Here is a 14,678-nt window from a genome sequence, read left to right on the forward strand (position 1 = left end):
GAAACGCGCACCGGGTTACACCTGTGTAACCGCGGCCGGGCCGGTTTTTCGCTTACGCGGGAGGGGGAACGGTTTTATCAGTACGTTCAGGAACTGTTCAGTGCGATGAGTAACTTTTCCAGTAACGTCAACCTGTTACACACAAAAATCACCGGTGAAATCAATATTGGTATTACCGATAACTTTGTCACCCATGAACAGATGATCATTACCAACATGATCACCCTGCTTAGACAAAAGATTCCTGGCATCAAAGTTAACCTTCAGATGAAACCTTCACAGGAAATCGAGATTGACGTGATCAACAATAAGTACGACATCGGTGTAGTTCAGTTGGAAAAATCCAGCCCCTGCCTGGAGTACTATCCGCTCTATCATGAATCAGAATTGTTGTATTGCGCAGAAGGGCATCCATTGTTCCATCACGGCGAAGCAATAACCTTAGAAGAGATTTACCAGCAACCCGCGGTAAAATCTTCTGCTACTCAGAATGTTGACTGGAATAATTTCAATATCAGCGCCAGTTCAGCAGACCGAGAGAGCACCGCTTTTCTAATTCTAAGCGGTTGTTATATTGGGTTTTTACCACAATTTTACGCCCAGCAATTTGTCGCGGCAGGCAGGATGAGAGCTTTACGCCACCCCGAAATGGTCAATGAGATTGAATACAAGATGATCATCAAGCGTTCTAATATCAATAATCTAATCATCGAATATTGGTTAAAACTGTACCAACGGGTTACGGGATTTACTACCGGAGGAAATAGCCGGCAAAAGCTTGGTTAATCCCACACCGATTGCTACTTGGTACTGTAAAAAAAGGCCAAACCTTTGAGTTTGGCCTTTTTGCTCGACGTTGTTAGTAAATCTTACTTAATGTAATTTTTCAGTCTGAAAAGCTAGAAAAAACCCAGCGGATTAATATCGTAACTTACCAGCAAGTTCTTAGTATTTTGGTAATGATCCAGCATCATTTTGTGCGTTTCACGCCCAATACCGGATTTCTTGTAGCCGCCGAAAGCAGCATGAGCAGGATAGGCATGGTAGCAGTTAATCCACACTCGACCAGCTTCAATATTTCGGCCCATTCGATAAGCCAGATTTGTATCACGTGTCCACACCCCGGCACCAAGACCATATTGGGTGTCATTGGCAATTGCCAGAGCTTCAGCTTCATCTTTAAACGTGGTGATCGCAATCACCGGGCCAAAAATCTCTTCCTGGAATACACGCATCTTATTGTGGCCGGCGAGCATGGTCGGTTTGACGTAATGTCCATTTGACAGCTCACCTTCCTGCTGGTGTGCTTCGCCACCAAACAGAACTTCCGCGCCCTCTTCACGACCAATGTTAATGTAGCTCATGATCTTATCAAACTGCTCTTTCGACGCCTGCGCGCCGACTTGAGCATCAGTGTCCAGTGGGCTGCCCTGCTTAATGGTCGCCGCGCGCGCTTTAATACGTTCGACAAATTTTTCATACACAGACTCGTGGACCAATACACGTGATGGACAAGTACAAACTTCACCCTGGTTGAAGAAAGCGAGCAGTGTGCCTTCAATACATTTATCCAGGTATTCGTCTTCAAAATCAAAAATATCCGGGAAATAGATATTCGGAGATTTGCCACCAAGTTCGACTGTGGAAGGAATCATGTTCTTAGCGGCACACTCCAGAATATGCTGCCCGACCTTGGTTGAACCAGTAAACGCAAGCTTGGCAATTCGCTCACTGGTGGCCAGAGCCTGACCCGCTTCTGCACCATAGCCATTAACAACATTGACTACACCAGCAGGGATCAGATGGCCGATTTTTTCCATCAGCACCAGAATCGAAACCGGAGTCTGCTCTGCCGGTTTCATCACCACACAGCAGCCTGCCGCGAGTGCAGGAGCCAATTTCCAGGCCGCCATCAACAGCGGGAAGTTCCACGGAATAATCTGTCCCACTACACCAACAGGTTCCGGGAAATGATAACTTGCTGTATTGCTATCCAGCTCAGCGGCGCTTCCCTCTTGAGCGCGGATACAACCGGCAAAATAACGGAAATGGTCGACGACCAGCGGCAGATCCGCCGCCAATGTTTCGCGAATCGGCTTACCATTTTCCCAGGTTTCTACCAACGCTAGCTCCTGTAGGTTTTGCTCAATCACATCAGCAATTTTAAGCAAAACATTAGCACGTTCGGTAACGCTCGTTGCAGCCCAGGCAGCCCGCGCCGCATGCGCTGCATCAAGTGCTGACTCGATATCAACTTCGCTTGAGCGAGGGATACGACAAATGACAGAACCGTCTACCGGTGAGTGATTGTCAAAGTATTCCCCTTTAGCCGGGGCCAGCCACTGACCACCAATAAAGTTACCATATTGTGCCTGAAATTTTGGTTGCTCGTACAGCATCTGTATGTCCTATAACTATTATAACTATATGTTTTAACTACGAACTGATGTTCATAGCCAGCTATTGATACAATACAGAACAGCAGTGCTTGGGGTTGTATTGTTGTGTCGCTAAAGTGTCGTCAACTCTTACAAACTGATAGTTCTAATAATTAGTTCGTTACATAACCAGGACAATCCGCTTATGATTGCACCACATTTCCCAGTTCAAGTGACAAATCAAACGAAAACAGGATTTTAAAGTCTTCTCGTCAACAACTTTAGTCGCGCTATTACATCGGGATGCAGGCAACGCAACCAGCCCGATTGGACACAAAAAAGCGCAGCTAAAAAGCTGCGCTCCAAACTAAATTAATGGCAATTTCTTGCGGCGACTGGTTCGAACACCCCAAACCATTGCTAACGCCAGTAGCAACCACCAGTTGGCACTACCACCGCCACCACCACCTGTATTAGCTGGTTTCGGTTTCGGTAATTTGTCCCCCGTACTGTCACCGTTATCAGCTCCTCCAGTAGTATCTCCTGTATCTGGCGGAACAACCGTTGTCTCTATCCGGCTGACTGCCACCTCAGTGGTATAGCTGCGTACGCCAACCCCTTCGGTCGTCAAGTCCAGTGTAAAGCCTAATTTGGGTGTACTAGTCTCATCTGTCAGTGCAATTTTCGCTACGCGACCATTCTGTTCAATCCAGGTAACTGAGTCGCCTTTGGTCTGACGCCATTGGTACTTATATTTGCGCGCTTGGTCTAAATCGGTTAACTGAGCGGCATCGATCTCAAACTGAGCACCCGCTTTTTTCTCAAGCTTGATTTTCATCTGCTTGCTTTCTGGCTTTTGCACCGAACCGGTATCTTTCACCTTAACAGTCAGTATTTTCTTACTTGCGTACTTATAATACGAAGCAGTCAGTTCTATTTTCAGTTCAGTATCGTTGGCCACTTCAGGGGCGGTAAATACCAGTTTGCTATCACGGAAAGCGTCAATGGCGTCGGTGTCTGCCATGCCAATCACTTTCCAGTTATAAAACACAGGTTTTCCTTCCAACGAGTTTTTAGTTTGGCTAGCATCAACAATGATTTTCTCCCCTTCTTTCACTACATCTGTGAACTCACTGATCTTGATGATCGGTCCGGGGATTGCATTCAATTTAACACTAACAATTTGTTCTGTGGTAGTGGCACCATCGGTTGCAACAAACTTAAACCTCACCGTCTGTCCTGCGTACTTCTCTTGTGGCATGACAGTAATTGTTTTTTCATTTTGTGGTTTAACGTTCAGATCTTTGCCATCTAGCTGTTGCCAGGTCACTTTCACAGGCTTAGGCCAGCTGTCCGGGTCAGAGGCTTCGAAACTAATATCAAAAAACTGCTGAGTCGTGTAATCGAATGTCTTCGGGGCTTTGATCTTTAGCACCGGCTTCGACGTCGAATAGCCCGGCCAGTTTATGGTATGCGTTTTCTCGACCTTAAAATCGCCGTCTATCGCAACAAGTTTAATCAAAGCCTGACCTGGTTCCGATTGACGTCCGATACCCACCTCAATAGCGTCACCTTTTACGCCAACTGGCTTCCAACCAACGTTGTTACCCTGTACAACCCATTTCAGTTTCACTGCGTCAGGATTTTCATCGGTTAGTTGTGCCTTAACTATAACGAGCTCTTCCGCCGCGGCGGTCGTTTTACCAACAATCTCAATGCTTGGTCTACGGTTTACTTCTATTACCGGTACCACAGAGCTTGCGGTTGTCGATTTATCACCATCCGAAACGGTTAACGTCACTTTAATACTCTTACCCGGGTAATCTTTATCAACCGGGAAGCTCAGACTAGCGCCAGTAAATTCTTTTACACCACTGTCGGTGTGTACCAACCACTTCTTAGTTAACTTACTGACTTCGGTATCGCTATCGCTGATCGACGGTACTATCGACAGTGTTCCTCCTTGACGTACGCTATGAGTACCCAAGGAAACTACCGGCGGCTGGTTGACCTGCTTAATAACAAATGACGCATTCTGGCTGCTTTGACTACTCTGATCTTCAGCATCAATCACCGTTGCCTTAATCACCACTTTACGATCTTCTTTCACCTGAGGGGTTTTCCAGTTAATCGTTGCAGTGTTGTTGCTAAGTGTCTGACCATCTACAGTCCAGAGATAGGTATGTTTGGTACTATCTGGATCGCTTAATTCGCTGATACTGGCGGTGATGGTTTGCTCTTCGTCTACTTCACCGGCTACAACCAACTTAAATTTCGCAGGATCGTTATCGGCTTTAACCAGAACTGACTTACTCTCTGTCCGGGTTATTCCCTGTCTGGTCATACGGGCGGTGACAGTCAAACTGGTATCTTTGGCAAAATTCGGCAAGGTAGTGTTATAGGTTGTGCCGACAAAGTCGCTTTCTGGCATATCCTTAATCGCCCAGCTAATATCTGGCAATGCGATGAGTCCACGCATTGCCTGCCAAGACAAGGTTGTTTCTTCATTCGCTTCAGGTTTACCGACAATAGTAAATGGCGCGACACATTCCGCCTGCTTAAATACCACCTCAGTGGCTTTATTTCCTTGAAGTTCAACGATCCATTTGCCTTTGCTTAGCGAGACTGTTTTTGGTAACTGATACCAGTAACTTAAGCTTCTTTCCGGATGGGCCAAAAGTGTCAAATCAATACTCTGACTTGTATCAGAACTTAAAAACATACGTGCGCGAGTCACTTTTATTGGACTTTCAATAGCAACAACCGACAGAGTATTGTCATTAGCAACAAACTCGCTATCGAAATCAACATTCCAAAGCCCCGTACTTGGTTCGCCAACCGGTTTAGCTTTGATGCTTCTAACTTCCTGTCCTGACACTAATTTAAAGGCAAAGTCGCGATCTTCAGCAGTAAATTCACTGTCTTCAACTATACGAGCCAGCCGCAGATTCGCATCGATGGTAGTAAAACACTGCCCTGGTTTGTTGAATTGCAACTGCTCGGTTACTTGCTTGCCACCCTCTATAGTTGTCGCTACTGGATCGCCTTGGCTAGAAGCGAACTTAGCGGTCACTTTTGTATCATAGTCACGCCATTTATTTTTTATTCTTACAGTGGCAACACCGGTATCCGGTTCAACAAAGGCGACCTGACTACCAGGATCAATCGCACGCGGTAACAAGTTTGCGTTATAGAATTCGGTCAAATAGATGTTAGCTGCGGTGTTGTCGTCCGGCATTAATCTCATCGCACTGGATACGATTGCGACCGCTACATGACGATAATCCTGGCGGTTATCCAGCCCTGCTAACGCTTCCAGAACGATTTGATCGGCAAGTGCAGCGCCTGGTGCCGTATCAACGCCACGATAACGCGTCTGTAAGTCACCGTTATTATTTAGGTCGTTGTTATAAAACATTTTATTGCGCGCAGCCAATAATGGAGCTGCCAAAAGTTCTTCGGTTGGAACTTTGCCTCTAGGGCCCATCACGTCACTGTGTTTTCTGGTAATTCCCTGTTCGAACCCTTCAAAGTAGTCATATTTGACCGGAATTAGGTCACGTACGTCATGGGCAATTTCGGGACAAGCCCAAGCGCCATAAGCGCTAATCTCACCATTCCACTTGGGATCGCGACTTAGCCAGACCCCCGCCCAATAGTCAGCAATTGCCTCGCTGATTGCTGCCGGAATCTTATCGACGACAGGCGAGGATTTCACTCTTAACCTCTCATGAATAGCATGTCCCACCTCATGATAGGCCACACTTCGGTCAAACAGGTCATTATCACAACGACTACCGAGCGAGACCATATCGAAAATATGCATGTACAAGTTGGTTTTGTCGTCTTGTTCGGATCTTGAGTTTTTGGCGAGCACTAATCCCACTTTGTACTCGCCAAAACCGGTATAGCCCAAGCTGTCTATATAGTTAATTGATTTATCTATAGTAGCCAGATTATTTAAGATAGCTTTGGTCTGAAAGTGAGTCCATTCAGGCTTATCGGACAAGAATTTGCCAAAATCATTTCCTTCAAACCAGGGCCAATCAAATGGTTTGCTATTGAAAAATTGAGCAAAATTGGTGTAGATAGGATACGCCACATTGTAGTCAAGTGTTAGCGTAGTCAGCTTCTCTGACGCTTTGGACCAAAAATTAGTGGTATACGTATCGCCCAGCACTTTTTTTGGATCGTCGCCATAATCATCAAATTTCAGTTCCTGCCGACGTAGTAACTCGAATGGTATTCGGTCTTCGCTCATCGCATAGCTATGATGGTTTGCCCTACGAAAATTGGCGTTAGATTTGCCAAGTTCTACTTCGACAACCTCCTGAGGTCGGCTGTCGATTAAAAATTCAACACTTCCTTGTGGATAGCCGATAGGAAGATTGACCAGATAATTGAGCACCAACTCATTATTCTTGCCAACCAAATATATTTTTCGCGCAGTGGCGTTCTCAGCGTCCAGCCTGAGCTTGTATTTTAGGTCAAAAAACCGCTCTTCCAGATAGTTCAGAGTCTGGTACACCTTGGTACCTTTTTTCTCTATGTGGCCTTTAAGCAATTGCAATGCGGCCTGCTCACTATCTATGCGGCTGCCATTACCTTCAGCCACCTTTTCAAACTTTGTTTTGGCAATGAAAGACTGGTAACGGAACAGGTTACATTCTGAGTCTACAGATAGAGTCAGCTCCTGATCATCGATAGGAATTCCATCTTGTTGCAGGTTATAAACCAAATGGAAACTATCGCGTCCTCGTACCGTTCGCTCTAGCTTGAAGTCCTCTGGCGACTGATATTCAGTTTGTAAGTGAGGCAACAGCCTACTCAACAGCTCTTTTCCCTGCGCATCGCCGACGACAGGAACGTTCTCCCCGCTTGCAGGTGTACACTTGTAGCCCCCTTTTCGAGGAAAGGCCAGGGTGGGATCAAAGGTTTTCCCTACAAATGCCTGGGCATACCCCGGGCTCATCACTATTAACCCGGTCAGGATAAGCGAACGACCATGTGCTAATAACATCATGCAATTACCTAATATTTATACAGGGCTAGCATGATAGGGAGATTGATGCCACTAAGCTGTCGTGTTTCTGTCTGAGAATGTAAGGGACTGTACAGAGCGAGAGTAAGCGATAAGCCTAAGAGGTGCTTCAGTTTAACTTGGGGTTGGAGTAACTAGTTTAGAAAAAAGAAAAGAAAATAGAGAAGAAAATGGAGGCGCGTCCCGGAGTCGAACCGAGGTCCACGGATTTGCAATCCGCTGCATAGCCACTCTGCCAACGCGCCTCTGAGTGTCAGCGACTTATCTCGTCGCCTGATGCGGGTGCTACTTTAATGATTCTGCAAAAGGAGTCAAACAAATTTCTTCAATTTTCGTTTAATTGCAGAAATTTAGCGCAACCTGATCAAAGCCTCGCCACTACTGGTGATTCAACAACCAGATTACCACTTCCGCATTAAGCGTCCGACCAGATTAGGATGATAATGCCAGCAGTGATCAAACATCGCCATAAGCTCAGGATTACCATATTTTGACAAGCTCACCGCATGGAAACGATTTTTCCTCTGTTTGAGCTGCTTCACTTTAGCGATCAGTTCATCACTCTGCGCTGGTGCGATAAAGTCAGATAACACCACCATATCGGCATTGCGGTATTTATCTGATTGCATCAGGTCAATGGATTTGAACAGCACCGGCTCTAAATCAGTCCCGCCGTGAAAGCTGTAACTTAAAAAGTCACTGGCTTCACGCAAGCCGTCCTGACGGCTAAGCTCATAGGTGATCTGCTCGGTGGAGAACAGCATCACGTAACAATCACGATCTTCTGCCAACGCAATTTGCATTAAAGCGTAAGCCATCGCCTTCGCGCACTGTTCCGGAAACCCACTCATGGAACCGGATGCATCCACACAAACAATAAACGGGCCTTTCTCGACGTCTAGTTGCTTGTGGTCGGGTTGATGTGCTCTGACTTTGCGCAGTGTTCTCGACTTGCCCTGCATCCGGTAGTTTAACAACCGCTTGTCGACCAGGTGCTTGTAGAAAATAACTTCGAGCTCTGGGTAGGCAAGAAACATGGTTTCGTTTGGCAGCAGTTTGTTGAGATCGTCACTTTCATGAATGCCGACAATATCATCGGTCGCTTCATCGGACTGCTCCTCGACCATCTGCGGCGTTTCTGCCGGTGCCCGGTTCAACTCAGGATCGTTAACTTCCCCGGCCATGCGACCAAGCTGCTGAGCGATTTCCTGTAACCCTTTGTGTTTTTTAAGAAACTCCGCGTGACGTTTCATCGTCGTCACATCCGATTTGCTCAATTTGGCGGCGGCCATGTCCCACAGTCGGCCAACACTGGCTTCATCACCCGACTCAGTGACTTTATCCATGTTCTTCATGGTTTCCATGCGTTGATACATGTCCTGAAGCAGACGCTCTTTGTTGGCTTCCAACTCGGTCAGCTGTGCCTGTTTAATGGCATTGAGTAAGCTCTGATACCACTGATCGCAGAAATAGTGTGGGAACATCGGGTTATTGACGCCTTTATTGCGCTCAAGCAGGCGTCTTGCTTGCAAATAGAACGCCGAATGCCACTCCATTTTCTGCACAACCTGATGGATCTTCTCGAAAAACTCTGCTTCATCCCAGTGAATAACTTCCTGGTACAGACCGATCTCCTGTTGGAAACGTTCGGTTTCGCATACGCGGGTCATACGCTTTTTAACCCGGCCTCGCCATTTCGCCAGATGGTTTTTTACTGAGGTTTTCACGCCTCGGTTTTCCGTCATCACCATCAACTGTGAGCGGGCCAGCAGGTCATTGACCGCACTGTCGATTAAACCAGAGTCGGCAACAGAAAGAGCAATATTGAGAGCGTCGGCACCTAACATAGCGTCTCCTCAGGAAAAATACTGTTCGAGATGTTTAATACGCATAACACTGCGCTCAGTTTCGGTCGTAGTGGCCGCCAGGCTTTGCTGTAACTGCTGTAATCCGGCTTCCATCATCCGCGGCATTTCTGGCTCTATAAAGCCGTGTGGCAACGCACCATGGAAATCGGACCGCGCTTTACGTAATTTATGCTCAGCCCCTTCTAGCATTGCCATTGCCTGTTCTGCTTTGGTTAACCATGCTTGGTACTGCTGCTGATCAAGCCCATCCTGGCTGACCAGTGCCACCAGCACACCCCGATTGGCAATATCTTTAATAATCAGGTAGTTGTTCGCATCCACATCGAAACGCAACCGACACAAATTAGTGTTCTGGTTCACATAGCCATACGCTTCGCCCTGGCCTTCTTTGATGATCCGCTCCAGATCGGCCTTCGGCAGGTAGACCCAACGGCTGTCACCCTTCTCACCTTCAGAAACAGACATATTACTTTGCAGCAGAACCAGTTTGACTAAACCTTGGGCAGAACCTACCTGATAGGCTTTGGCCGAGCTAATATCGTAGTGGTTGACCTGTTTTTTCAGCAGACCAGTAGTGGATTCGGTGGATAATACGATGGCAAATTCGTTTTCCAACTCTTCCTGAATATCGGCAATTTCTTCCCGACACAGGGTGATCTGCTGATCCACATCCTGCTGCTCAAACGCTTGTTCCAATGCAAATCTCTGGATGGTTTCACGCACCAGTTCACGTGATTCCGGGCTGTTCCACAGGCAGTCCTGAAGCAGCAACAGGTCAAGCGGATTGATCGCATCACGACCATTAAAAAAGGCACTGGCTTTAAGTAATTTGACCGCTTTTTTCCAACGGCGATCGGAGACATACATTTCATCGTCCAGACCCCGCTCTTTGGCATTCTGTTCCAGCATGCTCTTTAACGAGAACAGCTTCTCAAACACGCTGTCTGTCAGTGCCAATTGATCCAGTTGCCCTTGCCACTGGTAATACTCTTCGTGAGTAATGGCCAGTCCGTCGGGGATCTTCGCTTCCTGAGGTGTTCCCACCGTCAGCATCGATTTGAAATTTTGTTTGTTCTGGATTCGGTTCACGAACACCCGCACCAACATACGGTCATACAGGGCTTCCAGGCCGCTGTCCTCATCTGGTAATTCATTGGATGCCGTGACCAGCAAACGCATTGGCACTTTTTCGATCTCACTGCCGTTTTTAAATGTTTTCTCATTCACGACGGTAAGCAGAGTGTTCAGAATGGCAGGACCCGCTTTCCAGATTTCATCCAGAAACACCACCTGTGCGGTCGGCAAGTAACCTTCGGTCAAACGCAGGTAGCGGCCGTTGTCTTTCAGTTCCTGAATACTTAGTGGACCGAAAACTTCTTCGGGGGTGGAAAAGCGTGTCATCAGATATTCGAAATAGGAAGACTGGTCAAAGGCTTGGATCAGTCTTTTGGCAATCAGACTTTTTGCTATACCTGGAGGCCCCAACAGAAAAACACTTTCCCCAGCCAACGCCGCAAGCAGACATAACTTGATGGTTTCTTCACGCTCATATACGCCATCGCACAGTGCGCTGGCCAATTTGTTAATTCGTTCTGACAGCAGTGCCTGACTCGCGTGGGAAGAATTTGTCGGACTTATCATGAAAGCATTCCTTTGAGCGTAGCAAGACAGTTATTACTATATTTTTATACATTTGTTATTATTCTGTTACAAGTAATCTTTAGTATTAGAACTAGGCTTTATAGCAAACCCGTTTTATGAGAAGTCAGGCGCAAACAATGTTTGCACTATTGAGATGCTTGTCACTTTTTGTGTTTATTGAAAACTGATCGATTTCATTTGTTGTCTTTCATTCGAATAAAGATCTGGGTAAGGTTACACAACTGCATGAAGCCCAAGAAGAATTGATGGATGAGCAATATAAATCCCAGCAAAACCATTCACCGCTGGAAACGCATCGCATTGATAGAAACACCTGTCGCGTTACCGAATGGCAAAATGATTCAACATACAACGATTGTCCACCCTGGCGCGGCTGTCATTCTGCCCGTGACTGCCGAAGGTGAAATCGTCTTAATCCAACAATTTCGTCCGTCGCTGAATAAATGGCTGCTTGAACTGCCCGCCGGCACAATAGAGGCCGATGAAACCCCTTTACAATGTGCCAAGCGTGAACTGATTGAAGAAACAGGCTTTGCGGCCAACACATTCGTACCACTTGGTCAGGTTACCCCTATGGCGGGATTTTGCGATGAAATTCAGCACCTGTTTGTCGCGTCCGGGCTGGCCAAAAATGATCAGTACCAGTGCGATGAAGACGAAGTGATAGAAGTGGTTACTTTAACGATGGCAGACATTGAAACAAAAATTATCTCCGGCGAAATTACCGACGCCAAAACCATCGCTTGCCTGAGCAAAGCGAAATTATGCGGACACATTTAGGAGACCGTCATGGATTTTAGATCAGATACCGTAACCAAACCTACCGAAGCGATGCGTACAGCGATGGCAAATGCTCCTGTCGGCGACGATGTTTATGGCGACGACCCAAGTGTTAATGAGCTCGAACAGTGGGCAGCAGAACGCCATGGTTTTGAAGCGGCTCTGTTTACCACTTCTGGTACACAAGCCAATTTGCTTGGCCTGATGGCCCACTGCGAACGGGGCGATGAGTATCTGTGTGGCCAACAGGCGCACAACTACAAATATGAAGCTGGTGGTGCTGCTGTACTGGGTTCTATTCAGCCACAGCCCGTTGAAAACAACCCGGACGGCACAATAGACTTTGCCAAACTGGAAGCGGCCATTAAGCCGGATGATTGCCACTTTGCCCGTACCCGACTGCTCAGCCTGGAAAATACCATTAATGGTAAAGTGCTGCCTTTAGACTATCTGGCCCAGGCACGTCAGTTCGTCGACAAACACGGGTTGTCACTGCACCTGGATGGCGCCCGGGTCTATAATGCCGCAACCGCGCTCAACGTCGATGTCAAAGCGATCAGCCAACACTTCGATTCGATGACAGTGTGCCTGTCAAAAGGGCTAGCTGCACCGGTTGGTTCTTTGTTACTTGGTAGCAAAGCGTACATCGCCAAGGCGCGCCGGTTACGTAAAATGGTCGGCGGCGGTATGCGCCAGGCCGGTATCCTGGCAGTTGCCGGCAAATTGGCTCTAACAGAACAAGTTAATCAACTGGCTACCGACCATGCCAATGCCAAAATGCTGGCACAGGGTCTGGCGCAGTTACCCGGTTTTTCCGTTAATCCAGACTGGGTACAAACCAATATTGTCTTCGCGAAATTGGACGAATCGATCAATATTGAGGAAATTGCCTCTACCCTGGCCAAAGAAAATATTATTTTCACTCCTGGTAATCCGGTACGTTTCGTGACACACAAAGACGTTTCCGAACAGGATGTAAACGTGCTAATCACACGGTTAACGCAACTGCTTGGTTAACGACCAAAAAGTTGATCTGACCACCTTGAGCTTCCCCCTGGGGGAAGCTTTATTCTGCAGACAGTTAATGATTCGGGATAAATTATGCGACGTTTACTGTTGTTAGCTGTGGCGATCACCAGTTTCTCAGCTTCTGCGGAACAATTCGGTGACCCAGAGCTGGGCCAGATGAAAGCCCCTAGTTGTGTGTTTTGCCACGGTCGTAATGGCGAAGCCACCAACCCTGCCTACCCCAACCTGAAAGGTCAGAACGCCCAATACCTATATCAGTCGATGAAAGCTTACAAAAATGGAGAGCGTCCTGGAGCTTACGGCGAGATGATGAAAGGCCAGTTAAAAAACCTGAACGACGAAGATTTGCGTGACGTTGCGTCATTTTTTGCCAGCCAGTAATTCATGCTGGCTGTAATGGTGTTACTCATTCACTACTGACTACCTCGGTAGTGAATAGATGAATCGCAATATCATCACTCCAGTATCCGGTCGGCCATCCGCCTTTTGCTTTTAATGCTTCGATAAAACGTTCGGGTGTCGTTAATGTTTCCCATACCGACGGAAGAAACACGGCACGGTGATGGTCGTCTTCTAAAAGCAAGCCATCTTCTCCGGATTTGAGTCGCTCTTTGAGCGCAAGCTCCCCCTTATTTTCGATTGGAGTGAGGGGAGACAAAATCGAAATATTCAGCGAAAGTCCTCCCCATTCGTCTTGCGTCAGCGGATAAAAACGGCTGTCTTCAAAAGCACTGGCATAAGCATTTCTGCAGGCACACAGCCACAATGGTTCATTCGCCTCCAATGAACCGATACACCCGCGTAACTTGCCCTCATAATGCAGAGTGACAAAACAGGCTGCCGGCTGCAAAAGTTCATCGCTTTCGGGGGCTGCCGGAAACTGCAGTCCCTTTCCTTCCAACGCCTGCTCAATCACCTGCCATACCAAATTCAACAGTGTCTTACGGGCATTTTTACTCAACTCAGTACAAGACGAAACTGGCATATCCGACTACCTCCTCCGAATTTGAAGGAGACCTGTGTTCATGTTGAGCCATGACGTCTCCCGAGTTTGTATGGCTAACACATTTGATCTTCCAGTGTTGTCCCTTGGCATAATTCAGCAGTCCATTTAGGGCAAAGCAACCACAGGCCTGTTCTGGCTGAATGGCGGTTCCATAATCCAGCACATTTGCAATGGTATTAGCATCAATGACATTGGCATCCGAATAAGGATGGTAATGGCTAAGATCACTGCTTACGACAATCAGCGTGTCTGGCTGTTGTGCCACTAACGCTAAAACCTGCTTGATAACGTCTGGTTTGCATCGTCCGACAACCAATGGCAACAGCGTAAAATCGTCGAGACAATATTGTAAAAACGGCAGCTGTACTTCCAACGAGTGTTCCCAGTGATGCGCCTGCTCCGATTCAAGCACCAGCTCTTGAGCCAGCAGTGTGTCGACCCATTGTCTGTCTAGCTCTACTTCCCCCATCGGAGTAATAAAAACATCACTAGCCGGCACAGCGCACCCTTCAAGGGCAACGTGGTGACTTGGACCAAGCAACACAACGCGTGAAAAAGAACGTTCAGCGTTGGCCATTAAACTGTAAGCTTTAGCAGCCACCTCGCCGGAGAAAAAATAACCGGCATGAGGAACGACCAAAGCTTTAGGCACCATCGACCAGACAGGTTGCCCTGCAAAATACTCAGCCATTTGTTGTCTGAGCACTATGGCTTCACCGGGATAAAAGCGTCCGGCTACCGCGGCTTCTCGGTATTTCATATGCCACCTTTACGCTTTGCATCTACTAAACTTAGTTTAGGTCATCAGAGGGCTATTTCACTATGCAAGCCGCGCCTCCTGAATATTTCCCGACCCGTTACTGGCACAAGCTAGAAGATGGTCGGGTCTGTTGCGATGTCTGTCCTCGCAAATG

Annotated in this window: 10 protein-coding genes and 1 tRNA gene; 4 read left to right on the forward strand and 7 right to left on the reverse strand. The window is 47.3% G+C overall.

Going from position 1 to position 14,678, the window contains the following annotated elements:
* A partial coding sequence (locus ACQY6F_RS16055) for a LysR family transcriptional regulator (RefSeq protein WP_428775840.1) occupies positions 1-786 on the forward strand: 786 nt, incomplete at its 5' end.
* A gap of 113 nt (positions 787-899) precedes the next feature.
* On the opposite strand, the gene exaC is transcribed toward ACQY6F_RS16055, so the two are convergent.
* The 5 genes from exaC to ACQY6F_RS16080 form a co-directional block, all read right to left on the reverse strand.
* Complete coding sequence (gene exaC, locus ACQY6F_RS16060; RefSeq protein WP_428775842.1) at positions 900-2,399, reverse strand: acetaldehyde dehydrogenase ExaC; 1,500 nt, start codon at positions 2,397-2,399, stop codon at positions 900-902.
* A gap of 346 nt (positions 2,400-2,745) precedes the next feature.
* Positions 2,746-7,401, reverse strand: a complete 4,656-nt coding sequence (locus ACQY6F_RS16065; protein ID WP_428775844.1) for a hypothetical protein — start codon at positions 7,399-7,401, stop codon at positions 2,746-2,748.
* Between the two features lie 189 nt (positions 7,402-7,590).
* A tRNA-Cys gene (locus ACQY6F_RS16070) sits at positions 7,591-7,664 on the reverse strand.
* Positions 7,665-7,820: 156 nt separating this feature from the next.
* Entirely contained in the window at positions 7,821-9,266 is a 1,446-nt protein-coding gene (gene viaA / locus ACQY6F_RS16075; RefSeq protein ID WP_428775845.1) for an ATPase RavA stimulator ViaA, read from the reverse strand.
* A 9-nt stretch (positions 9,267-9,275) separates the two neighbouring features.
* Positions 9,276-10,928, reverse strand: coding sequence for an ATPase RavA domain-containing protein (locus ACQY6F_RS16080; protein ID WP_428775847.1), 1,653 nt, complete (start codon positions 10,926-10,928; stop codon positions 9,276-9,278).
* 270 nt (positions 10,929-11,198) lie between these two features.
* Here ACQY6F_RS16080 and ACQY6F_RS16085 point away from each other — a divergent pair, with 270 nt between their 5' ends.
* The 3 genes from ACQY6F_RS16085 (at position 11,199) to ACQY6F_RS16095 (ending at position 13,139) form a co-directional block, all read left to right on the forward strand.
* Positions 11,199-11,729, forward strand: a complete 531-nt coding sequence (locus ACQY6F_RS16085; protein WP_428775849.1) for an NUDIX hydrolase — start codon at positions 11,199-11,201, stop codon at positions 11,727-11,729.
* Between the two features lie 9 nt (positions 11,730-11,738).
* Entirely contained in the window at positions 11,739-12,746 is a 1,008-nt protein-coding gene (ltaE, locus tag ACQY6F_RS16090; RefSeq protein WP_428775851.1) for a low-specificity L-threonine aldolase, read from the forward strand.
* Between the two features lie 84 nt (positions 12,747-12,830).
* Positions 12,831-13,139, forward strand: a complete 309-nt coding sequence (locus ACQY6F_RS16095; protein ID WP_428775852.1) for a c-type cytochrome — start codon at positions 12,831-12,833, stop codon at positions 13,137-13,139.
* Between the two features lie 25 nt (positions 13,140-13,164).
* Here ACQY6F_RS16095 and amrA read toward each other — a convergent pair whose 3' ends face one another.
* Together amrA and amrB are read right to left on the reverse strand one after the other, a co-directional pair.
* Positions 13,165-13,743: an AmmeMemoRadiSam system protein A gene (amrA, locus tag ACQY6F_RS16100; protein ID WP_428775854.1), complete on the reverse strand. Its 579-nt coding sequence runs from the start codon at positions 13,741-13,743 to the stop codon at positions 13,165-13,167.
* The gene (gene amrB / locus ACQY6F_RS16105) at positions 13,721-14,524 is read right to left on the reverse strand and encodes an AmmeMemoRadiSam system protein B (protein WP_428775856.1); all 804 of its coding nucleotides are present in this window, start codon (positions 14,522-14,524) and stop codon (positions 13,721-13,723) included. Before amrB ends, amrA begins: the two co-directional genes overlap by 23 nt.
* Positions 14,525-14,678 lie beyond the last annotated feature (154 nt).

The sequence above is a fragment of the Vibrio sp. genome (genome assembly GCF_050299255.1).
Lineage (GTDB): Bacteria > Pseudomonadota > Gammaproteobacteria > Enterobacterales > Vibrionaceae > Vibrio.

What these genes read in the sequence shown, in the direction of transcription:
- exaC (WP_428775842.1), bottom strand. Translation starts at nt 2,399, where the DNA reads ATGCTGTACGAGCAACCAAAATTTCAGGCACAATATGGTAACTTTATT.
- ACQY6F_RS16085 (WP_428775849.1), top strand. Translation starts at nt 11,199, where the DNA reads ATGAGCAATATAAATCCCAGCAAAACCATTCACCGCTGGAAACGCATC.
- amrA (WP_428775854.1), bottom strand. Translation starts at nt 13,743, where the DNA reads ATGCCAGTTTCGTCTTGTACTGAGTTGAGTAAAAATGCCCGTAAGACA.
- ACQY6F_RS16095 (WP_428775852.1), top strand. Translation starts at nt 12,831, where the DNA reads ATGCGACGTTTACTGTTGTTAGCTGTGGCGATCACCAGTTTCTCAGCT.
- ACQY6F_RS16080 (WP_428775847.1), bottom strand. Translation starts at nt 10,928, where the DNA reads ATGATAAGTCCGACAAATTCTTCCCACGCGAGTCAGGCACTGCTGTCA.
- ACQY6F_RS16065 (WP_428775844.1), bottom strand. Translation starts at nt 7,401, where the DNA reads ATGATGTTATTAGCACATGGTCGTTCGCTTATCCTGACCGGGTTAATA.
- viaA (WP_428775845.1), bottom strand. Translation starts at nt 9,266, where the DNA reads ATGTTAGGTGCCGACGCTCTCAATATTGCTCTTTCTGTTGCCGACTCT.
- amrB (WP_428775856.1), bottom strand. Translation starts at nt 14,524, where the DNA reads ATGAAATACCGAGAAGCCGCGGTAGCCGGACGCTTTTATCCCGGTGAA.
- ltaE (WP_428775851.1), top strand. Translation starts at nt 11,739, where the DNA reads ATGGATTTTAGATCAGATACCGTAACCAAACCTACCGAAGCGATGCGT.